Consider the following 23,853-nt stretch of genomic DNA (forward strand, 5'->3'; position numbering starts at 1 on the left):
GCCGGAACGGGTTCCCTCCCGAGGCGGTCATCCGGCGATGGGGAGCCTCGGTCTGCCGCTGTCATCATGCTGGAGCGGGCCGTACGCCGTCACGGTTTCGAGGAGTAGCGGGGTGTACAGATGCGGGAACAGATCGCCGCCACGCGCGGCCTCCCATTTCAACGCATCGCCGAACGACCCCAGGTCGACCGCCGCGATCGACAGCCCCGTCTGGCCGGCATAATGTTTGTCGAGCGTGCCCGGCAGCTGCGCCTCGGTCGACAGGTGAATGAAGCCGTCGGCACGATCGACCGGGGAGCCCTCGAACCGCCCGTCGCGCTCGAGTTGCGCGAGTTGATCCGCGGTCAGCACCTTGTACGCGGTCAAGGGGTGCGCGGTCATTCGCCGTCCTCCGGCCCCTCGGCCGCATCCTCGCCGATCGTCGCGCCGGTATCGGGCGCAAGCTCCTGAGTGCCGTCGCCGAGATCGACCTCGGCCTCTTCTTCGGTTTCCTCGATCCGCGCGGCCGAGACGACATGTTCGTCCTTGGCGACGTCGAACAGTTTTACGCCCGCCGAATTGCGGCTGATGACGCGCATCGATGCCAGCGTGGTGCGGATCAGCTTCGCCTGGTCGGTCACGAGCATCAGCTGGTGCCCCTTCGCCGCCGCGAAGCTCGCGACGACGGGGCCGTTGCGCGCGATATTGTCGATGTTCGTGATGCCCTGGCCCCCCCGGTTGGTGCGGCGATAGTCATAGGCGCTCGACAATTTGCCATAGCCGTTGGCGCAGACGGTGAGGATGAACTGTTCGCGCTCCGCGAACGCCGCCATGTTCTCACTCGACAGCAAGGATTCGGCGTCATTGTCCTTCCACGGCGCGGCGCGGAGATAGGCGTCGCGGTTCTCGGTGGTGTCCTTCACGCTGTCGGGCAGCGCTTTCAGGATCGACAGCGACATCACCGCATCGTCGGGCTTGAGGCTGATGCCGCGCACCCCGGTCGAATTGCGACTCTGGAATTCGCGGACGTCTTCTGCGGCAAAGCGGATCGCCTTGCCCTGTCGGGTGGCGAGCAGCACGTCGTCGCTGGCGTCGAGCAGCGCGACCCCGATCAGCCGATCGTCCTCGTCGTCGCCTTCGAACTTCATCGCGATCTTGCCGTTGCTGGGCACGTTGGTGAACGCATCCATCGAATTGCGGCGGACGCTGCCCTTTGCGGTGCCGAACATGACGTGAAGCGCGCCCCATTCGGACTCGTCTTCGGGCAGCGGCAACACGGTCGAGATCGTCTCGTTCGGTCCCAGCGGTAACAGGTTCACCATCGGGCGTCCGCGCGTGGTTGGGCCGCCCTCGGGCAGCTTCCACACCTTCATCCGATACACTTTGCCGAGCGTCGAGAAGAACAGGACGGGGGTGTGGGTCGAAGTCACGAAAAGTTCGGTGACGACATCCTCTTCCTTGGTCGCCATGCCGCTGCGGCCCTTGCCGCCGCGCGCCTGGGCGCGGAAGGTGTCGAGCGGGGTGCGTTTAATATAGCCCTGCATCGTCACGGTGACGACCATGTCCTCGCGCTCGATCAGGTCTTCGTCATCGATTCCCGCGGCGAAATCGGCGATCTCGGTGCGGCGCGGGGTCGCGAACATCGCGCGGACGTCGATCAGTTCCTCGCGCATCACTTCGTATAGCCGCGCGCGATTGCCGAGGATATCGAGTAGTTCGGCGATCGTCGTCGCGAGGCCCTGCAGCTCGTCGCCGATCTCGTCGCGGCCGAGCGCGGTGAGGCGATGGAGCCGCAGATCGAGGATCGCGCGGACCTGGATATCCGACAGGCGATAGCCTTCGCCGACCTGCGCACCCTCGACCGCCTCGACGAGACGGAGATAGGGCGCGATCTGGTCGATCGGCCATTCGCGCGACGACAGTTTGGTGCGCGCCTCGGCGGGGCTGGCCGACCCGCGAATCATCTTCACCACCTCGTCCAGGTTGGTGACCGCGATGACGAGGCCGAGCAAGATGTGCGCACGGTCGCGGGCCTTGGCGAGTTCGAACTTCGAGCGCCGCGTGATGACCTGTTCGCGGAACTGGATGAACGCCTCGATGAAATCCTTGAGGTTGAGAAGTTCGGGACGCCCACCGCGGATTGCGAGCATGTTCGCCGCGAACGACCCTTGCGCCGGGGTGTGTCGCCACAGCTGGTTGAGGACGACCTCGGGGGTCGCATCGCGCTTCAATTCGATGACGATCCGCACGCCTTCGCGGTTCGATTCGTCACGGATGTCGCTGACGCCCTCGATCCGCTTGTCCTTGGCGGCGTCGGCGATCTTCTCGACGAGCGCGTTCTTGCCCTGCTGATAGGGAATTTCGGTGAGGATGATCGCCTGGCGGTCGCCGCGGCTCGTTTCGACCTTGTGGCGCGAGCGCAGGATCACCGAGCCGCGCCCCGTCTCATACGCCGAACGCGCGCCCGCACGACCGATGATGATCGCGCCGGTCGGGAAATCGGGGCCGGGGACGATCGCCATCAGTTCCGCGGTCGTGATCGCGCCATTGTCGAGGTACGCCAGGCACGCGTCGATCACTTCGCCGAGGTTGTGCGGCGGGATGTTGGTCGCCATTCCGACCGCGATCCCGCCTGCACCGTTGACGAGCAGATTGGGGAAGCGCGCGGGCAGGACGGTCGGCTCATGCTCCGACCCATCGTAATTGGGCTGAAAATCGACGGTGTCCTTGTCGAGATCCTCCATCAGATAATTGGCCGAGCGCGCGAGCCGCGCCTCGGTGTAGCGCATCGCGGCGGCGGGATCGGGATCCATCGACCCGAAGTTCCCCTGGCCGTCGATCAACGGCAGCCGCATCGCCCAATCCTGGGTCATGCGCGCCAGCGCTTCGTAGATCGAGCTGTCGCCGTGCGGATGGTATTTACCGATCACGTCGCCGACGATGCGCGCCGATTTGCGGTAGGGGCGGTTATAGAGGAAGCCCGATTCTTGCGCCGAGAACAAAATCCGGCGATGCACCGGCTTCAACCCGTCGCGGATATCGGGCAGCGCGCGCGCCACGATGACGGACATCGCATAGTCGAGATAACTCGACTTCATTTCATCGACGATCGAGATCGTCGAGATGTCCTCGGGATTGGATGAGGGTTCGGCGAGGGCGGTCTCGTCGGCCAAAATATGACGCTTTCAGATTGTTACAGAGAAGTCACATCCTTCTAGAACGCTCCGGTCCCGATGTCACGCGCGCGTCCGCGCATCCGCGCGCGCGACGGGGGGTAAATAAGGCTGGCGTGGACGGGTTAGGGCGTGACCTCCTTGCCGTCCCAATCCAACACCTTGCCGCTGTCGGGCGGCTTCAGTGCATCGACGACATCGAGCAGTTGGACCGCGGCGCGCGCCGGGGTAAACAGGGCGCCTGGGCGGACGTTACCCTGGAACGGGCGCGACAACGCGGTGTCGACCGTACCTGGGTGGAGCGCGACGACGATGCTGCGATCGTTGCGCCGCTTTTCTTCGATCGCGAGCGTGCGGATCAGCTGGTTGAGCGCGGCCTTGGCGGCGCGATACCCGTACCAGCCGCCCATGCGATTGTCGCCGATGCTGCCGACCCGTGCCGACAGCGCCGCGAAGACGGTGCGGCCCGTTTTCGGCATCAGCGGCAGGATATGTTTGGCGACGAGCGCGGGGCCGATCGCGTTGACCGCGATCACTCGCGCCAGTGTTGCGGCGTGGAGATCACGATAGGTTTTCTCAGGCGTGTTCGCGCCCGCCTGGAGCAGGCCGGTGGCGACGATGACCAGATCGGGTGCGTGTGTCAGACGGGCCGCGGCGGCGGCGATGCTGGCTTCGTTCTCGATATCAATATGCCGGTCGCCCGCGAAGGATCGGGCCAGCGCGGTGACCGCGACATCCTCGTCCTGCAATGCCTCGACCAGCGCCGCGCCGATCCCGCCCGACGCGCCGATGACCAGCGCATGGCGCGGCGCGGTCATCGGGCGAAGCGCCAGCGGTTCGGGTCGCTCGTCGTGGCATCGAACCGGTAGCCGCCAGTATCGAAACCCTTCATCGCCTCGATCGCGTCGATGCGATGTTCCACCAGCCAGCGTGCCATCATTCCGCGTGCCTTCTTGGCGTAGAAACTGACGAACTTGCCGCCGTCGTGGAAGTCGACGTCGATCACGCGGACCGAGGCGGGGAGGCGACCATCGACCGCGGCCCAATATTCCTGGCTGGCGAGGTTGAGCACGGCGCCCGAGCCCTCCGCTTCGACATCGGCGGACAGCATCGTGGCGATGCGGTCGCCCCACCAGTCGGTCAACGCCTTGCGACGCGGTGCCCAGCGGGTGCCCATTTCCAAGCGATAGGGCTTCATCGCGTCGAGCGGACGGAGCAGGCCGTAGAGCCCCGACAACATTCTCACATGATCTTGCGCGAAATCGATCGCCGGGTCTTCCAGCGTCGGCGCGTCGAGCCCGGTATAGACGTCGCCCGCGAACGCGAAGAGCGCGGGCCGCTCCGGTGCATCGGAAAAAGCAGCGAAGCGATCGGCGTTGAGCTTCGCCAGTGCGGGCGAGATGTGCATCAGTTCGCGCAGGCGCTTCTGGGTCAGGTTGGCGGCTGCGGCGGCGAGTCGCGTGGCCTCGTCCGCGAAGCGCGGCACGGTGGCGGCGACATCGGGCAGCGGGGTCTCGTAATCGAGCGTCTTGGCGGGGGAAAGGGTCGCGATCATGGGGCCGCGATTAGCCGGACGGCCGCTGGGGTTCAACGGCGCGCGTTCAATCCCGGTTCACGCGCTGGTGGGCATTACGGCGCGGTGTAGCCCGTCGCCCGCCTCGCTTGAACCGCCGGAGACGGAGCATTACAGCGGCCCGGTCGTTGGGACGGAAATGCCCCTTAGGAGATATATGCGCATGTTGAAGTTTTCCACGCTCGCGATGGCAGCGCTGCTCGCCACGAGCGCCAGCGGCCTGATGATCGCCGCGCCCGCCACGGCACAGAAGAATAAGAAGGACGACAAGCCCGGGTTCAAGCTGAGCAAGCCGGTCGTTGCCGTCGCCGCGCCCGCGCAGACCGCGATCCGCGCCGCCTCGACGAGCGCCATCGCGGCGCAGCAGGCGACCGATCCCGCGGCAAAGCAGACCGCGATCGCGACGGCGCAGCAGAATATCGCCACCGCCGAGCCACTGGTCGGCCAGGTCGAGGCCGCGGCGACCACCGACGACGACAAATATGTGGCCGCGGCGTTGCGCTATGATTTCGAGAATTTGAAGCTGGCGGTGGCGCAGGCGGTCAATCCCAAGGCGCCGATCGACGAGACGGTGCTGGCCAAGCCGCTCGACGCGCTGATTGCGTCAGCGAGCACGCCGCAGGCGGATAAGGCCAAATATATCTATCGCCGCGGTATATTGGCATTCAACGGTGGCCAGTATCCGGTCGCGATCCAGTATCTGACGCAGGCCAAGCAGGCGGGCTATACCGATCCCAATCTTGACCCGCTGATTATCAAGGCGAAGCTGCAGGGCGGCAATCCTACCGAGGGGCTTGCCGATCTCAACGCCACGCTGAAGGCGCAGGAGGCGGCAGGCCAGAAGCCGACCGAGGAATATTATCGCTACGCTATTGCCAAGTCGAACCAGCAAAAGAACGTGGCTCTAACTGTCGATTTGCTTCAGCGCTATATTGCGGCCTATCCGACGCCCAAGAATTGGCGCGAGGTCTTGTTTACCTATGGCCTGCAGAAAGATTCGGCGGCGCAGTTGGATCAGAACCAGCGGCTCGACGCGTTCCGGCTGATGCGCCAGACCAACGCGCTCGCGGATCAGTATGATTACGAGGAATATGGCAACCTTGCCTACACCCGCGGCCTGCCGACCGAAGCACAATCGGTGGTGAAGGCGGGCCTGGCATCGGGCAAGATCCCCGCGAGTAGCTCGGTGTCCAAGCAGTTGGTAGCGGACTCGGCGACCGCGATCCGCAACGAAGGTGCGCTGTCGTCGAGCGAGACGAAGGCCAAGGCTTCGAAGGACGGCAAGGTCGCGGCGCAGACCGCTGATGCGTATCTGGGCGATGGCAACAACGCCAAGGCGATCGAACTCTACAATCTGGCGCTCACCAAGGGTGGGGTGACGACTGACGAGGTTAATCTCCACCTCGGTATCGCGCAGGCGCGCAGTGGCGACAAGGCGGGGGCAATGGCCTCGTTTGATAAGGTTACCGGCCAGCCGCGCGCCGCGATCGCGGGGTTTTGGAAGGTCGCGCTCAACAGTAAATCCGTGGGCTGACCCGGGCGATCAGTATCGACCAAATGAGGGGCGGTTGTGGCAACGCGATCGCCCCTTTTTGTTGAGGTTGTTACTTCCGCCGGATTGAGGGACGGGGCTGGCTCGAAGAGAGCGACAGTGACATGGATGGTGCAGAAATAATATCGGTCGTTTCTGCCGACCGTCTCGCGCCGCGACAGCGGCGGCGAAACGATCTACCGCGCTTCACCTGATCGGCGAATCCGGGGCCAGCCGCATGTCGAGATAATTGTCGATGCTGCCCATCAGCAGGCCCATTTCATGTTCGAAGAAATGGTTCGCCTTGGGGATCGTGTCGTGGTGAATCGTGATGTGGCGCTGGGTGCGCAGCTTGTCGACGAGTTTCTGCACCGCGCCGGGGGTCACGACCTCGTCATGCTCGCCCTGGATGATGATGCCGCTCGCGGGGCAGGGGGCGAGGAAGGTGAAATCGAACATGTTGGCGGGTGGCGCGATCGAGATGAAGCCGCGAATCTCGGGGCGGCGCATCAGCAGTTGCATCCCGATCCACGCGCCGAAGCCGAACCCGGCGACCCAGGTGGTCGAGGCCTCGGGGTGGAAACTCTGGACCCAATCGAGCGCGCTCGCAGCGTCGGACAATTCGCCGATGCCGTTGTCGAACACGCCCTGGCTCTTGCCGACGCCGCGGAAATTGAAGCGCAGCGTCGCGAAGCCGCGGCGCTGGAAGGTCTTGTAGAGTTCCTGCACGATCCTGTTGTTCATCGTGCCGCCCGACGACGGATGCGGGTGGAGAATCATCGCAACCGGCGCGCGCGGGCGGGGAGCGGGGGCGAAACGCCCTTCGAGACGGCCTTCGGGGCCGGGAAAAATGACTTCTGGCATGGGGCTAAACGGGCTCTCGCGGATCTGGTGGCGCGCGCCGGTGGAGCGTGCGGGAATGCGCGCCTATATAGGTGCGGACCGACTTTTCGCAATTGGAACCCGTGCTGACCCGTCCCGCCGCCCCGACCCGCATCTACCTCGACCATGCTGCGACCACCGCGATGACCCCCGCCGCGATCGCCGCGGTGGCCGATGGGATGGCACGATGGGCGAACCCGTCGTCACCGCACGCCGAAGGGCGCGCGGCGCGCGCGGCGCTCGAACAGGCGCGGCGGGATATCGCGGCGGCCTATGGCTGGACCGGCGAGACGCTGCTGACGAGCGGGGCGAGCGAATCGCTGGATATCGCGCTGGGGCGATCGGTGGCGACGCGGCGATTCGTGTCGTCGGTCGAGCATGACGCGGCGATGCGCGCGGGCGGGGAGGCAACGCTGTTGCCGGTCGGTGCGGATGGGTTGGTCGACCTCGACGCGCTGCAATCCTTGCTCGGAAATGGGGACCACGCGCTCGTCGCGGTGCAATGGGCGAATAGCGAGACTGGGGTCAGCCAGCCGATTCCTGCGATTGCCGACATCGTTCACGCCGCGGGCGCGCTGTTGCTCGTCGATGCGGCGCAGATGCCCGCGAGCGAAGCGCTCGCGCCCCACGCCGACTTCGTCGCGCTGTCGGCGCACAAGCGCGGCGGGCCGCCAGGGATGGGGGCGTTGCTGGTGCGCGATCTCGCAACGCTCCAGCCGAGTGGCGGGCAGGAGCGGGGGTATCGCGCGGGCACCGAGAATTTGCCTGCTGCGCTCGGCTATGCGGCGGCGCTCGGCGAGCCGGAGCCGATTGCGCGCTGGACGACGATGCGCGCGCGGCTCGATGATGCGATCCGACGGTCGGGGGGAACGGTGGTCGCCGATGCGAGCCTGCGCCATTCTGCGATCGCCTCGTATCACTTGCCCGGAGTAGCGGCGGCGGCACAATTGATCCGGCTCGATGCGGCGGGGTTCGCGGTATCGGCGGGGAGCGCGTGTTCGTCTGGCAGCATGAAGCCGAGCCATGTGCTCGGCGCAATGGGCTGGAGCGAGGCGGCGTCGCGCGAGGTCGTCCGCGTCAGCTTCGGGCGGACGACACAAGATACGGATATCGACGCGTTCATCGCGGCGTGGCGTGCGGTGGCGCGCGCGACGCAGGCATTCGCGGCATGACCTATCTCGATTACCAGGCGACGACCCCACTCGCGCCCGAAGCGCTGGCGGCGATGCTGCCGTGGCTCGAAACCCAGTATGCCAACCCGCATTCGGCGCATCGCGAAGGTCGCGCTGCAAAGGCGGCGGTAGCGGTGGCGCGCGATCGGATCGCGGCGTTGCTGCCCGCGGGGGGACGCGTCGCGTTCACGAGCGGGGCGACCGAGTCGCTCAACTGGGCGATCCGCGGCACGACTGGCGGAATCGTCACGATCGCGACCGAACACGCCGCGGTGCTCGACACCGTCGCGGCGGAACGGGCGCGGGGACGAGCGGTCACGGTGTTATCGGTGGGTGCGGATGGCCTGGTCGATCTCGACGCGGCGCGCGCTGCGATTACGCCGGGGACGGGGCTGGTCGCGGCGATGCTGATCAACAACGAGATCGCGGTGATCCAGCCGATCGAGGCGGTCGCCGCATTGGCACACGATGTGGGGGCGCTGATGCTGTGCGATGCAGTGCAGGGCTATGGCCGGGTGCCGATTCCCGGCGCGTGCGACCTCGTCGCGATCTCGGCGCACAAGATCTACGGCCCGAAGGGGGTTGGCGCGTTGTGGCTGCGTGACGGGGTGAAGCCCGAACCGCTGCTCCACGGCGGCGACCAGGAAGGCGGACGTTCGGGAACGCTGTCGCCCGCGCTGTGTGCGGGGTTCGGGGTCGCGGCGCAACTGATGACGGCGTGTCATCAAGAGGATGCGGTACTGGTCGCACGACTGTTCGATGGGGCGCGCGAACGGCTGGCGGGGTGGACGGTCAACGGATCGATCGAGCACCGCTATCATGGTAATATCAATGTCCGCCGCGACGGGCTCGACGTCAATCGGCTGATGTCGGAGCTTCGCGACATCGCGGTGTCGGCGGGGTCGGCGTGCGCCAGCGGGTCGGGGCGGTCGAGCCACGTGCTGCGCGCGATCGGGCTGTCCGAGGCGGAAGCGCGGTCGTCGATCCGGCTGGGGTTCGGGCGCTATACCGACGAGACCGCGTTCGTCGCCGCGATCGACCGGATCGCGGCCGCCGCGGCGCGCCAACGGATCGCGGCGTGAAGATACGCTTTATCGATCGCGATGGCGGGCTGTGCGAGGCCGACGCGCCGGTCGGGTCCACCCTGCTCGAGATCGCGCAGGCCTATGGCCAGCCGCTCGAAGGGACGTGCGAAGGGCAGATGGCGTGCGCGACCTGCCACGTCATCGTCGCCGCCGCCGACTTCGACCGGCTGCCGCGCGCGAGCGAAGAGGAAGAGGATATGCTCGACCTCGCCCACGCCGCGACGCGAACCAGCCGGTTGTCGTGCCAGATCGCGCTGACCGAGGCGCTCGATGGGTTGACCGTGCGGATACCGGGCGCCCGCGAGCGCTGACCCGGCGCATACCAAACTGTCAGTTGCGCAACGACGGGTTCAGCCTTGGTGCACGGCGGGTGTGCGACTGTCGTTTCATGCCCGATAATGGGCGATGAGAGGAGAATTCGCATGAAGATCACCGCCATTCTCGGCGCGGGCGCGCTCGCGATCGGATCGCTGGTCGTCACCGCCGCGCCTGCCGCGGCGCAGCGCCACGGCGACGGCAATTACGACCGTGGTCACCACGATCGCGACAATTACAACCGCGGTCACAACGATCGGGGTCATCACTACGGCCAGCGCAATCACAGACGCGGCTATGCCTATGGCTATCGGTCGAATGTTCGCTCGCGGGTCGTCTGCCGCGTTCAGCGCGGATATTACGGCCCCGTCCGGCGTTGCTACCGCATCTATCGCTGATCAGCCCGCCGATCCGTCGTTAGTCCGGGAGATCACAGGAGAAGAATGATGAAAATATTTGTTCTCGCCGCCGCGTCGATCGCGATGACCGGGCTCGCGCCTGTGGCGCTCGCCGCCCCCGCGACCGCCGCCCAGCATCGCGTGGTGACCCGCACCCGCGTGGTGACCCATACCGGTCCCGCGGGCCATTACCGCTATCGGACCCGCCACGTGTGCCGCACCCATTGGCGTCATCACCATCTCGTGCGGGTGTGCCGTAACGTGCGGTATCGCGTTCGCTATTGATGCGACACGGGTGACTTGAACCCGCCGTCCGGCTCCGCCATATGCGCGGCGGGAGTCGGGCGGACGTGGTCGTCGCCAACCCGGTCAGGTCCGGAAGGAAGCAGCCGCAACGATTTCGCCGCGGGTCGTCCCGGCTCCCACCGCGAAGCGTGCGTTCCGCGCGCAAGCGCGGCCAGCGGCGCACCGCGCCGTCTGACGTCACGGCTTGGCCGTGACGTGCCCCACCCAAGCTTTCGCTTACATCCCCGCGCGCGACATTCTACATGGTGGGTCGATGTCCGACTCCTTCGATCTCGGGGAACCGTCCCAGCCTGCCAAGCCCGAGGCGTATCGCGTCCTCGCGCGCAAATACCGCCCGCAGACGTTCGACCAGTTGATCGGGCAGGATGCGATGGTCCAGACGCTGGGCAACGCGATTCGGCGCGACCGGCTGGCACATGCGTTCCTGATGACCGGCGTGCGCGGGGTGGGCAAGACCAGCACCGCGCGGCTGATCGCCAAGGCATTGAACTGCATCGGCCCCGATGGCACCGGCGGGCCGACGATCGATCCGTGCGGGCTATGCGAACCGTGCCGCGCGATCGCCGAGGGGCGGCATATCGACGTGATCGAGATGGACGCCGCGAGCCATACCGGGGTCGACGACGTCCGCGAGATCATCGACGCGTCGCGCTACGCCGCGGTCTCGGCGCGGTTCAAGATCTACATTATCGACGAAGTCCACATGCTTTCGAAGAACGCGTTCAACGCGTTGCTCAAGACGCTCGAGGAGCCGCCCGCGCACGTTAAATTCCTGTTCGCGACGACCGAGGTGAACAAGGTGCCGGTGACGGTGCTGTCGCGCTGCCAGCGGTTCGACCTGCGCCGGATCACCGCGGACAAGCTTGCCGAGCATTTCCTCATGGTCGCGACGCAGGAGGGCGTCGTCGCCGATCCCGAAGCGTTGATGCTAATCGCGCGCGCGGCGGAGGGCAGCGCGCGCGACGGGCTGTCGATCCTCGACCAGGCGATCGCGCACGCCGGTCTCGAAGGGGGTGGGGTAAGCGCAGACGCGGTGCGCCAGATGCTGGGGCTGTCCGATCGCGGTGCGGTGCGTGACCTGCTCGGGCTGATCCTGGCGGGCGATGGCGCGGGCACGCTCGCGTCGCTGCGACGTCAATATGATTACGGCGTCGATCCGCTGTCGGTGTTCCGGTCGTTGCTCGAGACGGTGCATGGCGTGACGCTGGCGAAAGTGGGCACGCCCGACGATATCGCGCAGCCGCTCGAAGAGCGCGAAGCGCGGCGCGAGTGGGCGGCGGCGCTGTCGTTTCCGACGCTCCATCGGCTGTGGCAATTGTTCCTGCGGGGGCATGACGAGATCGCCAAGGCGGCGTTGCCGATCGAGGCAGCGGAGATGGCGCTGCTGCGTGCGATCCATGCCTCGACGCTGCCCGATCCGGGCGAGCTGGCGCGGCAGATCGTCGGCGGCAAGGTGACGAAGCCGGCGACGAGCGCCGCTCCGATGTCAGCACCGACGCCCATTGCCGCGTCCGAGCCAACGCCGGTCGCCCATGCGACGTTGCCCGCCACGTTCCAATCGCTGGTCGATCGGCTCGAAGAGCACGGCGCGATCGCGTTGGCGGCGAAGATGCGGCATGGCGCGCGGGTCGTGAGCTACGAGCCGCTTGCGCTGGTGCTGAGCGGGAGCCGCCCGATCTCCGCCGATACGCTCGCCGATCTCAACGCCACGCTGAAGGCGGCGACCGGGCAGGGATGGCGCGTTTCGATCGCGGATTCGCCCGGCGATCCGACGATCAACGAAGCCGAGAAATCGGCGGAAGCCATGGCGAAGGCGGCAATCCTCGAATCGCCGATGATCAAAGCGGCGCTCAACGCGTTTCCCGATGCGGAACTCGAACAATGGCCAGGCCAACGGAGCAGTGCATGAAGAATCTCGATGAAATCCTCGCGATGGCGCAGAACGTCCAGAGCGAGCTGCAGAAGGCGCAGGACACGCTCGACACGATCGAGGTCGAGGGCGCGAGCGGCGTTGGCCTCGTCAAGGTCAAGGCGTCGGCCAAGGGCCGGATCATCGGCATCGAGATCGACGATTCGCTGATCCAGGTCAGCGAGAAGCAGATGCTCGAAGACCTGCTGACCGCGGCGTTCAATGACGCGCGGACCAAGGCGGACGCGGTGTCGGGTGCCGAAATGTCCAAGATGACGAGCGGGTTGTCGTTACCGCCGGGGTTCAAGTTGCCGTTCTGACCGCGCTACCGTTACGGTTAAGGAACAATCCCATCGGCGACGGCGTTTTTGGCCCACAACAGTGAGGAGCGTAACATGACCGAAGAACGTATCGTCGAGACCCCCGCGACCCACACCACCGTGGTCGAGCGCAGCGGCGGCGGCGGGGCCGGGTGGCTGATCGCGATCATTCTGCTCGCGGCGGTCGTGATCGGTGGTTTCTTCCTGCTCAACCAGAGCCGGAACGACAATGCGAAGACCGCCGCGGTAACCTCGGCGGCCGAGAGCGTCGGGGATACCGCCGAAAAGGTCGGCAGCGCGGTCACGCCGGGCAAATAATCCGGCCGAGCGGAATCGCCTATTTCAGGCAGTCGTCCAGCCCGCTGCGTCGCACCGTGCCGACGTAGCGGGCGAGGCTGTTGCCGTGCCGCCGCACGAAGCCGCGCGGATCGATCGCGGCGCGTTTCTTAGGCAGCGGTAACACCGCGGCGATCCGGCCCGCCTCGGTCGGGCTGAGCCGGGTCGCGTCGTGGTTGAAATAGCGCAGCGCGGCGGCATCCGCGCCGTACGTTCCGATCCCGGTTTCGGCGATATTGAGATAGACCTCCATGATCCGCCGCTTGCCCCACAGCGTTTCGATCAGGACGGTGAAATAGGCCTCGAACGCCTTGCGGACATAGCCGCCGCCCTGGAACAGAAACGCGTTCTTCGCGGTCTGCTGGCTGATCGTCGATCCGCCGCGGATCCGGCCGCCGCGGGCGTTGCGATAGGCGGCGCTGGCCATCGCGTCGAAGTCGAACCCGTGATGCGCGCAGAATCGCGAGTCCTCGCCCGCGATCGCGGCGCGGGGCATATCGGGGTCCATGCGGGAGAGCGGCAGCCATTGTTTGGTGACGCCGTTGAAGTTGAGAACATCGCCCATCATTGTCCAGGTGAAGGGGACCGGGACGAAGCGGTACACACCCACCCACGCCACCGTGACGACGACGAAGATGAGGGCGGATTTGAAGAGAATGCGGAGGAGGGTAATCATCGCGCGCGACCATAGGCTGCGGCGCGTTGGCTTCAAGCCGGTTGAAAGGCCGCCCACCGAAGAACGTACCACCCCGGCAAAGGCCGGGGTGGTGTCGTGTTTTCGGCCTACGCCGCGAGCAGCCGCTTTTCTCCCGCCAGCCGCATCATCGCCTTTTGCAGCTTCTCGAACGCGCGAACCTCGATCTGGCGGACGCGTTCGCGGCTGACGCCGTAAACCTGGCTCAATTCCTCGAGCGTCTTGGGGTCGTCGGTCAGGCGGCGTTCGGTGAGGATGTGCTTTTCGCGGTCGTTGAGGTCGTCCATCGCGTCGACGAGCATGGTGTGGCGGACGTCGGCTTCCTGCGCGTCGGCGACGATCTTGTCCTGCAACGGCGCGTCGTCCTGCAGCCAATCCTGCCACTGACCCTCGCCATCCTCGCGCATCGGCACGTTGAGCGACGTGTCGCCGCCCATCGCCATCCGGCGATTCATGCTCACGACGTCATGCTCGGCGACGCCGAGATCGGTCGCGATCTTGGTCACGTCCTCGGGCTTCAGGTCGCCATCCTCGAACGCGTCGAGCTTCGACTTCATCCGGCGCAGATTGAAGAACAGCTTCTTCTGCGCGGCGGTGGTGCCCATTTTCACGAGGCTCCACGAACGCAGGATATATTCCTGGATCGACGCGCGAATCCACCACATCGCATAGGTCGCGAGGCGGAAGCCGCGATCGGGCTCGAACTTCTTGACGCCCTGCATCAGCCCGATGTTGCCTTCGCTGATCAGCTCGGACGTCGGCAGGCCATAGCCGCGATAGCCCATTGCGATCTTGGCGACGAGGCGAAGGTGGCTGGTGACGAGCTGCGCCGCCGCCTCGGTATCGCCATGTTCCTGGAAGCGCTTGGCGAGCATATATTCCTGCTCGGGCTGGAGCAGCGGAAATTTCTTGATCTCGGCGAGATAACGGTTGAGCCCCGCCTCGCTGCCGAGCGCAGGGATGGTCGCGGGGACGTTGCTGCGGCCTGCCATGATAATTCTCCCTTCCCTGGAGGCGCGTATGCCGCGGTGCGGCGAAGCGCTTGAATGTCTATACGTGAAGCTGACTGAACAGTTCCTGCATGTCTGCAGGCATTGCGCTTTCAAACGCCAAAGCGAGGCTATTGATCGGATGAATGAAGCCCAGATGCGCTGCGTGCAACGCCTGTCGGTGAAACCCGAGCGTATCGAGCATCAGCTTCTGGTTCCCTTTTGTTCTACCATAGACCGGGTCTCCGAGCAAGGCGTGGCCGATCGACGCCATGTGGACGCGGACCTGATGTGTCCGCCCGGTTTCGAGCCGACAGGCGACGAGCGCGGCGCCATCGAGTTTCTCGATGGTCGTGTAATGAGTCACCGCGCGCTTACCGCCTGATACGATCGCGATCTTCTTTCGGTTACTCGGGGACCGCGCCAACGGCGCGTCGATCGTCCCGGTGGCGGGACGCGGAATGCCGCCGACGATCGCCTTATACCGGCGATCGATCGAATGATCGTGAAACTGGCGTGCCAGCCCGACATGCGCGCGATCGGTCTTGGCCGCGATCATCAGCCCGCTGGTATCCTTGTCGATCCGGTGGACGATCCCGGGGCGCGCGACCCCGCCGATCCCCGACAACGAGCCGCGGCAATGGTGGAGCAGCGCGTTGACGAGCGTGCCGTCGAGATTGCCCGCGGCGGGGTGAACGACGAGCCCGGCGGGCTTGTCGATCACGATCAGATGCTCGTCCTCATACGCGACGACGAGCGGGATATCCTGCGGCTCGTTATGCGCCACGGCGGGATCGGGCACCGCGACCGCGAAGATATCCCCACCGGCGGCGCGCTTGGCGGGATCGCGATGCAGCGTGCCGTCGCGCGACACCGCGCCGCTGTTAATCAGCACCTTGAGCCGTTCGCGCGACAGCGTCGGCACCGCATCGGCGAGCGCGCGGTCGAGCCGCCAGCCGTCCGCCGCGTCGCCGATCCTTGCCTCGATGATGGAAACCCCCCGGTTCATGTCGTAGGAAAATGGCGGTGGAGATCGCGATTTCAAGTGTGTTGCTGGCACAAATCACCGACCATGCCGCGGGGTGCGCGGACGAGGTGTGCGGGCTGGTGTTCGGCGACCGTCAGCGGGTCAGCGCGGTGACGCGCTGCTTCAATGTCGCGGCCGATCCGGCGCGGCGGTTCGCGATCGACCCGCGCGCGCTGATCGAGGCGCACCGCGCGGCGCGTGGCGGCGGGCCGCAACCGATCGGCCATTATCATTCGCACCCCGGTGGCAGTTCGGCGCCGTCGCCGCGTGACGCGGCGGACGCGATCGAGGAGGGCGCGCTGTGGTTGATCGTCGGCGCGGCGGAGGTGCGGGCCTGGCGCGCGATCCGCGGCGGCGCGGTTGAGGGGCGGTTCGAGCCGGTCGGACTCCGGATGGCGGGGTGAAGTGGACGACTTTTACACGGAATCGGTGTTTTGGCGCGGCCCCCTGCGCTGGGCAAGGCGGAGGGCGTGGACGGTGCGGAAGGCGGGCAAGCGATCATCGCTAGACCATGACAGAGCGCGATGGAGTAGGACATTGGCGACCTGCGCCGTGGAGGGAAATGTGGATCGCCGACGGGAGGGTGTGTACGACGATATTTGACGGTTTCCCCGATGGAGTTGGCAACGGCGAGCGATGGCGAAGGCGAATGGCTGCGATTATCGATGAAGCAGGGCAATGTCGCCGGCGCTCCACTCGCTCGGCGCAAACCTGCCGTGGGTCGTTACGGCCATTCATCGTTCATCAGGCGTACAGCACCCCATCTCCTTGAATACCGTAGGCTGGAGGATCGACGATGCTGGTGCTGATCATTGCAATTGCGGCGCAAGTGTCGGCCATTGGTGCCAGGCAACCGCCGCTGCCAGCGACCGCCACCGTAACCCGCGCGCGGGACAAATGGCAGATCGAGTATCGTTTGACCAAGAAGAGCAGCGCGTGGGTGTTTCCGGTTTCCCAGCCCCGGCAGGCCGATCATAACCCTTGGCGGGAAGAAGAGTGGCGGGTCGTGACGCCCGGAGTTAGGATCGAGCGTCGCGGCGCGTATGACGTTCTCGTATCAACGGGCGACGCTTCCGTTCCGCTGAAAATCCGTATCGCATTTACCCCGACAAGTGCGACGCTTGATCGTGAATATGATCCGGCCGTTACGTTCAGCAATGGGGCGACGGCGCTCTATTCGGATCAGTTCGATGTCGTTCCCATCGCTGATCTCGATGCCATTGGGCTCAAGCAAGCGGGTCTCTCCGTCGAAGAATTGGGCGGCACGCATACGCCGGTTCGATTTCACGACGCCAAGGGTCCCGTGTTCGTCCAGGGATATCGGCAACGTAATCCGATCCTGACCGGGGCCGAGACCTACGTTGTTTTCGGCACGAGCAAGATCGAGGAACGAAACGGTCTTGCGATGCTTGCCGATCCAGCGCTACCAGAATGGCTCAAGGCTGAGGTCGCCGGATTTGCGCCTCAGGTTGCGGCAACATATGCGGCCCGGCTAGGCAGGCGCACGGACCCGAGTTTACCTTTGTTGTTGATGGGCTGGCGGGGGCCGACAGCGGGAAAGGTCATCAACGACGGTGGCGTCCGCCCCGGTCAAATCCTGTTTAACTTCGAGGGCGAAGGGCTAATCGAACCCAATGAGCGCGCGGCGCGACGAACGAGGTGGTTCATCGCGCATGAGATGGCGCACTTCTGGTTGGGCACCTCCGGTATCGGCTATCGCATGCCTTCAGAAGCCTGGATCACCGAAGGTGGCGCCGAGATGATGGCGTTCACGTTGCTCGCAGCTTCGGATCATGACTATGCATTATCCGAGCTCCAGCGTGCGGTGGAGGACTGCATCAAGTTCGCGATCAAGCCTATCGCTGGCGCCGGTGATCGGCACGAAAGCCGCGCCTTTTACGCCTGCGGCGCGACTTTTGCGCTCGCTGCCGCAAGCGCTGTGCGCCGGGATGGAGGGCGCGATTACTTCGATTTCATCCAACCTCTGTTAGAGGACCATCGGTCAGATCGTCTTTTGGGAAGCATAGACTGGGTACGTCACTTCGCTGCCGTCAGCGGAGAGGGACCCGCGGTGCACATCATGACGTCCATGCTGGACGCGGGCGTACCCGACCCTGCCGAAGCCATCGAGAAGCTCTTTCGACAGGCGGGTGTGCCATACTCAAGAAATGCGGGCTCGGTCATGTTGGCACCGAATGCGATCTAACCGTCGCGTGGCGTGCTGCGCTTGCGTCGGGGGGTCGGGTCGGTCAGAAGGCGGCATGATTTCAGTACCTATTGCATGACCGTCAATCCGGTCGATTTCGCCAGCCTGCTCTGTTCGAAGCTGTGCCACGATCTGTTGTCGCCGGTGGGGGCGTTGAACAACGGGCTCGAACTGCTTAACGACGAGACCGACGAGGCGATGCGCGCGCGGGTGTTCGAGCTGCTCAACGAAAGCGCGCGGACATCGGCCAACAAGCTCAAATTCTTTCGGCTGGCGTTCGGCGCGGCGGGCGGATTCGGCGAGGCGGTCGATTCGCGCGAGGCCAAGCTGGCGATCGAGGGGCTGGTCGCGGACAACAAGCGGATCCAGTTCGACTGGATCGTCGAGGCCGAAAAACTGCCCAAGGCCGCGATCAAGGTCGTGCTGAACCTGGCGATGATCGCGAGCGAGGCGCTGGTCCGCGGGGGGACGCTCGCGGTCGGCGGCGAGGAGACCGACGGGCATATCGAGGTGGTTGTCCAGATCGAAGGCCCGCGGATCGTGCTCGATCCCGAACTGCGCGCGACGCTGACCGATGGCGCGCGGGCCGAAGGCGTGACCCCGCGCACCGCGGCGGCGTATCTGGTCCACGAGATCGTCCGCGATGCCGGGGGGCGCGTGCTGGTGTCCGAACCGGCGGACGCGGTGATGATCTTCGGCGCGGTGTTCAACGCCCGGTAACGGGGCGGGGCGCTCGTTCCTGGCGCGGTAAACGCGGTCTTAAGCCTTTCCGGGGCAAGACGCTGGTCCGAACACGCGCCTGGGGACCCATGGACGAGCTGCTGCAGGAATTCATCGCGGAAACGCGCGAAACGCTCGACGCGCTGTCGGGGGAGGTCGTGGCGTGGGAAGCGGACCCGACCGATCGCGCGCGGCTCGATTCGATCTTCCGCTTCGTCCACACCGTCAAGGGGAGTTGCGGTTTCCTCGACCTGCCACGGCTCGCGCGGCTGAGCCATGCCGCCGAGGATGTGCTCGCTGCGGTGCGCGACGGCGGGCGAATTCCCGATACCGCACTGGTCAACGCGGTGCTCGCGATCATCGACCGGATCGGCGAACTGGTCGAGGCGATCGACGCGGGGGTTTCGCTGGAGGATTCGTCCGAAGACCTGCTGATCGCCGCGCTCGCCGAAAATGCCGCACCCGTCGCGGTCACTGCCACCGCGCCGCAAGCCCGATCGCACAGCCGCAGCGTGCGGCTGGGCGTCGACCTGCTCGATCGAATGATGAGCGGGATGTCGGAGATGGTGCTGGCGCGCAACGACTTGGCGCGGCGACTGCGCGAGGGGGACTGCGATCCGCGGATGGAGGCGGCGCTGGAGCGACTGTCGCTGACCGTCGCCGACATGCGCGAGACGGTGACGCGGACGCGGATGCAGACGATCGACACGCTGTTTTCGGCGGTGCCGCGGCTGGTGCGCGATACCGCCGCCGAACTCGGCAAGACGGTGGTGCTCAGTATCGAGGGCGGCGACGTCGAACTCGACCGCGAAATGATCGAGCTGATGCGCGATCCGCTGGTCCATGTGATCCGCAATTCGATCGACCATGGCATCGAAGCGCCCGCGGACCGCGCGGCGGCGGGCAAGCCTATGGCGGGGCTGATGACGGTCAGTGCGCGCCAATCGGGCAACCAGATCCTCATCGATATCACCGACGACGGTCGCGGCATCGACACCGACCGGCTGGTGGCGAAGGCGCGCGACCAGCGGCTGATGCCAGAGGAAGCGTTGCGCGCGCTGTCCGAAGATGCGCGGTGCGAGCTGGTCTTTCATCCCGGCTTATCGAGCCGCGATACGGTGACCGCGACATCGGGGCGGGGCGTGGGCATGGACATCGTCCGCGCCAACGTCGAGCATATCGGTGGCCGGGTGATCCTGTCGAACCGCCCAGGCAAGGGACTGGCGGTGACGCTACGGGTGCCACTGACGCTGTCGATCCTGACGACGATCATCGTTGCGGCAGGCGGGCAGCAGTTCGCGCTGGCGAGGCAATCGGTCGACGAGATCGTCAAGGTTCGCAGCAACCAGGTGCGGATCGATCGGATCGGTGGCGTCACCATGGCGACAGTGCGTGGCGAACGGTTGCCGGTGGTGGGGCTGAGCGAGTTGCTCGGGCTGGGGGTGGCGGCAATCGACACGCTTGTCCTCGTGTCGACCCGCGACGGCAGTTATGCGCTGGCGGTCGACGAGGTGATCGACAGCGAGGAACTGGTCATCAAGCCCGCTGCGCCGGCGGTAATGGCGACCGGGGTCTATGCGGGGCAGACCTTGCCCGACAATGGCCGCCCGATGTTGCTGCTCGACGGCGCGGGCGTCGCGACGCGTGCGGGATTGGTATTCGATCGGATCGCGGCGATCGCGCCCGACGAGACCGAGGCTGCGGCGGACGAAAAACGCGGGCTGCTGTTCGACGACCTCGACGGGCATCGACGGGTCGTGCCGCTGGCGGTGATCGACCGGGTCGAAACCGTGCCGGTCGCCGCGATCCGCTTTACCGCGGGTCGATTGCGGCTGGCGAGCGGCGATGCGCTGGTGCCGGTCCATGCGACCGCGGCGATGGCGCCCGACACTACCGTGTCGCTGCTGCGGCTGACCGATGGCGCGGTCGATATCGCCTATGCGATCGGTGATGCGATCGAGATCGTCGCGCTGCCCCGCGATATCGCGCCCGCGCAGGGGGCGGGGGTGATCGCCGGGGTGGTGATGATCGCGGACGAACAGGTCGAGGTCATCGATGTCCATGCGCTGTTCGCGGCGACTGCGGGGCCGTCGTCGGGCGCGCAGCCGTTGTGCCTGCTCCACGCCGATGCTGGCGGGTGGATGACCAATTTCCTGAAGCCCGTGATCGAGGCATCGGGCTATCGCTGCGTCACGCGGCTCGCGCCCGGCGAAACCGCCGCAGTCGCGCTGGCGATGAGCGACGGGGGGGCGGATCGAACCGGCTCCGCCGCGCCGCTGGTCACGCTGCGTGCGGAGCGCGAGCCGACCGGGCCACGTGATGAGAGCATCTATCGATACGATCGCGAGGCGTTGCAGGCCGCGCTGATGCGCAGCCGGGAGGCGATGGTATGAGCGAACAATATCTGATGGCGCGGATCGCGGATCGCCCGGTCGCGATTCCCACCGCGCAGGTCGAATCGGTGATCGATCTCGGCGACATCCTGCCCGCGCCGCTCGCGCCGCCGCAGGTGCGCGGGCTGGTCGCGATTCGCAGCCGGGTGGTAACCGTGATCGATACCGAGGTCGCGCTGGGTTTGCCGCGATCGGTCCACGACCGGCGGCGCGCGGTGATCACCGCGGTCGACGGGCATCATTATGCGATCCTGGTCGAGAGCCTGGACGAGGTCGAGACGCTGGTGGCGCAGCCGCTGTCGTCGGGCCTGGTGCTGGGCGACGGCTGGCGCGACTGTGCGACGGGCATTGTCGAACATGGCGGCGAGCCGATGCTGGTGCTCGATCTATCCGCCTGGATTCCCGCCGCGGCACTCGCGGCTTAACCGCCTGCTCAGACTTTCCTGCCACAGTTGCTGCACGCGCACTTCCTTGCAAAGGGCCATTCATGAAGACCTGCCTTGTCGTCGACGATTCGAAGGTGATCCGAAAGGTCGCGCGTCATATTCTCGAGACGTTGGAATTCACGGTTTCCGAAGCGTGCGACGGGCGCGAGGCGCTCGATGCGTGCCTGGCATCGGTGCCCGATGTCGTCCTGCTGGACTGGAACATGCCGGTGATGAGCGGGATGGATTTCCTGCGTGCGCTGCGTGAGGCGAACCTGGCGACGCGGCCCAAGGTGGTGTTCTGCACGACCGAGAACGGGATGGCCTATATCCGTGCCGCAATCGAAGCGGGCGCCGACGAATATGTCATGAAGCCGTTCGATCGCGACACGCTGGAATCGAAACTGCAGATCGTGGGCATGGCCTGACGGAGGGGGACGGTGACGTCAGTCCTGCCGTATCGGGTCGGCGCCGCCGCGGACGCGGACGCGCGAACCGATCGACCCGCGATGCCGCTGTCGGTGCTGATCGTCGACGATTCGGCGGTGGCGCGCGCGGTGATCGCCAAAGTCATCGATCAGAGCGCGGAATTCCGCGTCGCACATAGCGTCGGCACGGTTGCCGCCGCGCTGCACGTGCTCGGCGATCACCGGGTCGACTTTATCCTGCTCGATCTGGCATTGCCCGGGGTCGACGGCCTTACCGCGCTGCCCGATCTGGTGGCCGCGGCGCGCGGTGCGCGCGTCGTCGTCGTGTCCTCGACCGCGATCGAGGGTGCCGCGGTAACGATCCAGGCGCTGGCGCTCGGCGCGGCCGAAACGGTGTTAAAGCCCGCCACGGGCGATTCGACGAGCGCGTTCGGCATCGGCCTGCTGAAGAAAATGCGGCGGTTGGTCGAACCCCGGCCGCGGGTCGACATCGCGCCCCGGATCGCACCCCGCCCAGTCAGCACACCGGTGTCAGCGCCCGCACCATTGCAGCGGTTCGAGATCGTCGCGATCGGCGCGTCGACCGGCGGCATCCACGCGCTGAGCCTGTTGCTGCGCGCGTTGCCCCGGTCGTTCGTGACCCCGATCGTCATCACCCAGCATCTGCCGGGATCGTTCATGCCCTATTTCGCGGCGCAGCTGGCGCTGCTGTCGGGGCGACCCTGCGATGTCGCGGTTGATCGGCTGCGCATCCGGCCGGGCCGGATCGTGCTGGCACCGGGCGACGCGCATATCCGCGGGGTCGCGCTGCCCGATGGGGGTGCCGCGGTCAGACTGACCGGCGAGCGGGTCGCGAACGGATGCTTGCCGTCGGTCGATCCGATGTTCGCCTCGCTCGCCGCGGTTTATGGCCCCGCGCTGCTCGCGGTCGTGCTCAGCGGCATGGGGCGCGACGGCGTGGACGGCGCGGTTGCGGTCCAGCGCGCGGGCGGCTGCGTCATCGTCCAGAACGAGGCGAGCTCGGTCGTATGGGGTATGCCGGGTGCGATCGCCGCGACCGGCATTGCCGCCGCCGTGCTCGACCCGGAAGCACTGGGCCATCTTATCGCGTCGGGACGACATCCATGATTCATCAGACTATTTCTCCCGCGAACGGCGCGTCGCAGAGCGCGCTGGGCGTTCTTGCCGCGTTGCTCGAAGCGCGCACCGGACAACAGATTTCGGCCTATCGGTCGTGGCGGATCGACATCGCGTTGAAACCCCTGCTCCGCGATCGCGGGCTGACCACGCTCGACCAGCTGGTGGGCATGTTGATGGAGGGAAGCGATCGACGAATCGCCGACCAGATCATCGACCTGCTAGTAAACCAGGAGACGTCGTTCTTTCGCGATGCGCCGGTGTTCGACATGGTCATCGACGCGGTTGCGCAGATCGAGGCGCGCGGACGCCGGGCGCGGATCTGGTGCGCGGGCTGTTCGACGGGGCAGGAACCCTATTCGCTCGCGATGCTGTTCGCCGAGCGTGATGGCGCGGGGTGGATCGCACCCGACATCGTCGCGACCGACGTATCCGACGCCGCGATCGGGCGGGCACGCGAGGGAAGATATACCCAGTTCGAGATTCAGCGTGGCCTCCCGGTGCGGCGGATGATCAACTGGTTCGAGGCGAATGGCGACGAATGGGTCGCGCGCGCCGAGCTGCGGCGGATGGTGGCATTCCGCAAGCTGAACCTGCTCGGCGATCAATCGCCACCGGGGCGGTTCGACATTATCCTGTGCCGCAACGTCATGCTGTATCTGGCAGCGGAGCCGAAGGCCGCGATCTTCGCGAACTTTGCCGCAGCGCTAGAGCCCGGCGGCATCCTGGCGCTCGGCGCGGGGGAGACGGTGATCGGCCAGACCCGGATGTTCGAGCCGTCGAAATCCTATCGCGGTCTGTATGAAGTGGTTGGGCGGGCTGGGGGCGAGGCCGCGAGCTGACGCAGAGCATCTG

General features: G+C 66.0%; 25 protein-coding genes and 1 other RNA gene. 18 read left to right on the forward strand and 8 right to left on the reverse strand.

Features of this window, described 5'->3' with window-relative positions:
* Positions 1–27: 27 nt before the first annotated feature.
* The 4 genes from EAH84_RS10180 to yaaA form a co-directional block, all read right to left on the reverse strand.
* Positions 28–381, reverse strand: a complete 354-nt coding sequence (locus EAH84_RS10180; protein ID WP_140871575.1) for a DUF952 domain-containing protein — start codon at positions 379–381, stop codon at positions 28–30.
* A complete protein-coding gene (gene gyrA, locus EAH84_RS10185) occupies positions 378–3,152 on the reverse strand; it encodes a DNA gyrase subunit A (RefSeq protein WP_140871578.1) in 2,775 nt (924 codons plus the stop codon). Before gyrA ends, EAH84_RS10180 begins: the two co-directional genes overlap by 4 nt.
* Before the next feature lie 125 nt (positions 3,153–3,277).
* Positions 3,278–3,970, reverse strand: a complete 693-nt coding sequence (locus tag EAH84_RS10190) for an SDR family NAD(P)-dependent oxidoreductase (protein WP_140871581.1) — start codon at positions 3,968–3,970, stop codon at positions 3,278–3,280.
* Positions 3,967–4,707, reverse strand: coding sequence for a peroxide stress protein YaaA (yaaA, locus tag EAH84_RS10195; RefSeq protein ID WP_140871583.1), 741 nt, complete (start codon positions 4,705–4,707; stop codon positions 3,967–3,969). The genes EAH84_RS10190 and yaaA overlap by 4 nt, the downstream gene beginning before the upstream one ends.
* Before the next feature lie 181 nt (positions 4,708–4,888).
* Between yaaA and EAH84_RS10200 the strand changes: the two genes are divergently transcribed.
* Complete coding sequence (locus EAH84_RS10200) at positions 4,889–6,259, forward strand: hypothetical protein (RefSeq protein ID WP_140871586.1); 1,371 nt, start codon at positions 4,889–4,891, stop codon at positions 6,257–6,259.
* A 204-nt stretch (positions 6,260–6,463) separates the two neighbouring features.
* Here the strand turns inward: EAH84_RS10200 and EAH84_RS10205 are convergent, their stop codons facing one another.
* Positions 6,464–7,120, reverse strand: a complete 657-nt coding sequence (locus EAH84_RS10205) for an alpha/beta hydrolase (RefSeq protein WP_140871589.1) — start codon at positions 7,118–7,120, stop codon at positions 6,464–6,466.
* Positions 7,121–7,191: 71 nt separating this feature from the next.
* Here EAH84_RS10205 and EAH84_RS10210 point away from each other — a divergent pair, with 71 nt between their 5' ends.
* The 9 genes from EAH84_RS10210 to EAH84_RS10250 all read left to right on the forward strand — a co-directional run bounded on the left by EAH84_RS10210 (position 7,192) and on the right by EAH84_RS10250 (position 12,961).
* Complete coding sequence (locus EAH84_RS10210) at positions 7,192–8,310, forward strand: cysteine desulfurase family protein (protein ID WP_277753730.1); 1,119 nt, start codon at positions 7,192–7,194, stop codon at positions 8,308–8,310.
* Complete coding sequence (locus EAH84_RS10215; RefSeq protein WP_140871592.1) at positions 8,307–9,392, forward strand: cysteine desulfurase family protein; 1,086 nt, start codon at positions 8,307–8,309, stop codon at positions 9,390–9,392. Before EAH84_RS10210 ends, EAH84_RS10215 begins: the two co-directional genes overlap by 4 nt.
* A complete protein-coding gene (locus tag EAH84_RS10220) occupies positions 9,389–9,706 on the forward strand; it encodes a 2Fe-2S iron-sulfur cluster-binding protein (protein ID WP_140871594.1) in 318 nt (105 codons plus the stop codon). The genes EAH84_RS10215 and EAH84_RS10220 overlap by 4 nt, the downstream gene beginning before the upstream one ends.
* 111 nt (positions 9,707–9,817) lie before the next feature.
* Positions 9,818–10,108 (forward strand): hypothetical protein, encoded by a 291-nt coding sequence (locus EAH84_RS10225; protein ID WP_140871596.1) that lies wholly within the window; start codon positions 9,818–9,820, stop codon positions 10,106–10,108.
* A gap of 48 nt (positions 10,109–10,156) precedes the next feature.
* Entirely contained in the window at positions 10,157–10,393 is a 237-nt protein-coding gene (locus EAH84_RS10230) for a hypothetical protein (protein ID WP_140871599.1), read from the forward strand.
* Positions 10,394–10,442: 49 nt separating this feature from the next.
* An RNA gene (gene ffs / locus EAH84_RS10235) (signal recognition particle sRNA small type) lies at positions 10,443–10,536 on the forward strand.
* Positions 10,537–10,667: 131 nt separating this feature from the next.
* Entirely contained in the window at positions 10,668–12,323 is a 1,656-nt protein-coding gene (locus tag EAH84_RS10240) for a DNA polymerase III subunit gamma/tau (protein ID WP_140871604.1), read from the forward strand.
* The gene (locus EAH84_RS10245; protein ID WP_140871607.1) at positions 12,320–12,643 is read left to right on the forward strand and encodes a YbaB/EbfC family nucleoid-associated protein; all 324 of its coding nucleotides are present in this window, start codon (positions 12,320–12,322) and stop codon (positions 12,641–12,643) included. Before EAH84_RS10240 ends, EAH84_RS10245 begins: the two co-directional genes overlap by 4 nt.
* 75 nt (positions 12,644–12,718) lie before the next feature.
* On the forward strand, positions 12,719–12,961 hold the full coding sequence (locus EAH84_RS10250) for a hypothetical protein (protein WP_140871609.1): 243 nt from the start codon (positions 12,719–12,721) through the stop codon (positions 12,959–12,961).
* A 19-nt stretch (positions 12,962–12,980) separates the two neighbouring features.
* On the opposite strand, the gene mtgA is transcribed toward EAH84_RS10250, so the two are convergent.
* The 3 genes from mtgA to EAH84_RS10265 form a co-directional block, all read right to left on the reverse strand.
* Positions 12,981–13,655 carry a monofunctional biosynthetic peptidoglycan transglycosylase gene (gene mtgA / locus EAH84_RS10255; protein ID WP_140871612.1) on the reverse strand — a complete coding sequence of 225 codons (675 nt, stop codon included), beginning with the start codon at positions 13,653–13,655 and terminating at the stop codon, positions 12,981–12,983.
* 107 nt (positions 13,656–13,762) lie between these two features.
* Complete coding sequence (gene rpoH, locus EAH84_RS10260; RefSeq protein ID WP_140871615.1) at positions 13,763–14,665, reverse strand: RNA polymerase sigma factor RpoH; 903 nt, start codon at positions 14,663–14,665, stop codon at positions 13,763–13,765.
* Positions 14,666–14,723: 58 nt separating this feature from the next.
* Entirely contained in the window at positions 14,724–15,671 is a 948-nt protein-coding gene (locus EAH84_RS10265; RefSeq protein ID WP_140871788.1) for an RluA family pseudouridine synthase, read from the reverse strand.
* Between the two features lie 17 nt (positions 15,672–15,688).
* On the opposite strand from EAH84_RS10265, the gene EAH84_RS10270 reads away from it, so the two are divergent.
* The 8 genes from EAH84_RS10270 to EAH84_RS10305 all read left to right on the forward strand — a co-directional run bounded on the left by EAH84_RS10270 (position 15,689) and on the right by EAH84_RS10305 (position 23,840).
* Entirely contained in the window at positions 15,689–16,093 is a 405-nt protein-coding gene (locus EAH84_RS10270) for a M67 family metallopeptidase (RefSeq protein WP_241656550.1), read from the forward strand.
* Between the two features lie 392 nt (positions 16,094–16,485).
* On the forward strand, positions 16,486–17,895 hold the full coding sequence (locus EAH84_RS10275) for a hypothetical protein (RefSeq protein WP_140871619.1): 1,410 nt from the start codon (positions 16,486–16,488) through the stop codon (positions 17,893–17,895).
* Positions 17,896–17,970: 75 nt separating this feature from the next.
* Positions 17,971–18,615 (forward strand): histidine phosphotransferase family protein, encoded by a 645-nt coding sequence (locus EAH84_RS10280; RefSeq protein WP_140871621.1) that lies wholly within the window; start codon positions 17,971–17,973, stop codon positions 18,613–18,615.
* Positions 18,616–18,704: 89 nt separating this feature from the next.
* Entirely contained in the window at positions 18,705–21,008 is a 2,304-nt protein-coding gene (locus EAH84_RS10285; RefSeq protein ID WP_140871623.1) for a chemotaxis protein CheA, read from the forward strand.
* On the forward strand, positions 21,005–21,433 hold the full coding sequence (locus tag EAH84_RS10290) for a chemotaxis protein CheW (RefSeq protein WP_140871625.1): 429 nt from the start codon (positions 21,005–21,007) through the stop codon (positions 21,431–21,433). Before EAH84_RS10285 ends, EAH84_RS10290 begins: the two co-directional genes overlap by 4 nt.
* Before the next feature lie 62 nt (positions 21,434–21,495).
* Positions 21,496–21,861 (forward strand): response regulator, encoded by a 366-nt coding sequence (locus EAH84_RS10295; protein ID WP_140871627.1) that lies wholly within the window; start codon positions 21,496–21,498, stop codon positions 21,859–21,861.
* 12 nt (positions 21,862–21,873) lie between these two features.
* Entirely contained in the window at positions 21,874–22,989 is a 1,116-nt protein-coding gene (locus tag EAH84_RS10300; RefSeq protein ID WP_338326037.1) for a chemotaxis protein CheB, read from the forward strand.
* A complete protein-coding gene (locus tag EAH84_RS10305; RefSeq protein ID WP_140871629.1) occupies positions 22,986–23,840 on the forward strand; it encodes a CheR family methyltransferase in 855 nt (284 codons plus the stop codon). Before EAH84_RS10300 ends, EAH84_RS10305 begins: the two co-directional genes overlap by 4 nt.
* The last annotated feature ends 13 nt before the right edge of the window (positions 23,841–23,853 follow it).

It is taken from the genome of Sphingomonas oligophenolica (assembly GCF_006438955.1).
GTDB lineage: Bacteria > Pseudomonadota > Alphaproteobacteria > Sphingomonadales > Sphingomonadaceae > Sphingomonas > Sphingomonas oligophenolica_A.

Excerpts from the sequence above, each read along its gene's own strand:
- EAH84_RS10240 (WP_140871604.1), top strand. The coding sequence starts at position 10,668 with ATGTCCGACTCCTTCGATCTCGGGGAACCGTCCCAGCCTGCCAAGCCC.
- EAH84_RS10280 (WP_140871621.1), top strand. The coding sequence starts at position 17,971 with ATGACCGTCAATCCGGTCGATTTCGCCAGCCTGCTCTGTTCGAAGCTG.
- EAH84_RS10295 (WP_140871627.1), top strand. The coding sequence starts at position 21,496 with ATGAAGACCTGCCTTGTCGTCGACGATTCGAAGGTGATCCGAAAGGTC.
- EAH84_RS10215 (WP_140871592.1), top strand. The coding sequence starts at position 8,307 with ATGACCTATCTCGATTACCAGGCGACGACCCCACTCGCGCCCGAAGCG.
- EAH84_RS10245 (WP_140871607.1), top strand. The coding sequence starts at position 12,320 with ATGAAGAATCTCGATGAAATCCTCGCGATGGCGCAGAACGTCCAGAGC.
- rpoH (WP_140871615.1), bottom strand. The coding sequence starts at position 14,665 with ATGGCAGGCCGCAGCAACGTCCCCGCGACCATCCCTGCGCTCGGCAGC.
- EAH84_RS10290 (WP_140871625.1), top strand. The coding sequence starts at position 21,005 with ATGAGCGAACAATATCTGATGGCGCGGATCGCGGATCGCCCGGTCGCG.
- EAH84_RS10180 (WP_140871575.1), bottom strand. The coding sequence starts at position 381 with ATGACCGCGCACCCCTTGACCGCGTACAAGGTGCTGACCGCGGATCAA.
- EAH84_RS10190 (WP_140871581.1), bottom strand. The coding sequence starts at position 3,970 with ATGACCGCGCCGCGCCATGCGCTGGTCATCGGCGCGTCGGGCGGGATC.
- EAH84_RS10205 (WP_140871589.1), bottom strand. The coding sequence starts at position 7,120 with ATGCCAGAAGTCATTTTTCCCGGCCCCGAAGGCCGTCTCGAAGGGCGT.
- EAH84_RS10225 (WP_140871596.1), top strand. The coding sequence starts at position 9,818 with ATGAAGATCACCGCCATTCTCGGCGCGGGCGCGCTCGCGATCGGATCG.
- EAH84_RS10275 (WP_140871619.1), top strand. The coding sequence starts at position 16,486 with ATGCTGGTGCTGATCATTGCAATTGCGGCGCAAGTGTCGGCCATTGGT.
- EAH84_RS10265 (WP_140871788.1), bottom strand. The coding sequence starts at position 15,671 with ATGAACCGGGGGGTTTCCATCATCGAGGCAAGGATCGGCGACGCGGCG.
- EAH84_RS10305 (WP_140871629.1), top strand. The coding sequence starts at position 22,986 with ATGATTCATCAGACTATTTCTCCCGCGAACGGCGCGTCGCAGAGCGCG.
- EAH84_RS10250 (WP_140871609.1), top strand. The coding sequence starts at position 12,719 with ATGACCGAAGAACGTATCGTCGAGACCCCCGCGACCCACACCACCGTG.
- EAH84_RS10285 (WP_140871623.1), top strand. The coding sequence starts at position 18,705 with ATGGACGAGCTGCTGCAGGAATTCATCGCGGAAACGCGCGAAACGCTC.
- yaaA (WP_140871583.1), bottom strand. The coding sequence starts at position 4,707 with ATGATCGCGACCCTTTCCCCCGCCAAGACGCTCGATTACGAGACCCCG.
- EAH84_RS10200 (WP_140871586.1), top strand. The coding sequence starts at position 4,889 with ATGTTGAAGTTTTCCACGCTCGCGATGGCAGCGCTGCTCGCCACGAGC.
- mtgA (WP_140871612.1), bottom strand. The coding sequence starts at position 13,655 with ATGATTACCCTCCTCCGCATTCTCTTCAAATCCGCCCTCATCTTCGTC.
- EAH84_RS10230 (WP_140871599.1), top strand. The coding sequence starts at position 10,157 with ATGAAAATATTTGTTCTCGCCGCCGCGTCGATCGCGATGACCGGGCTC.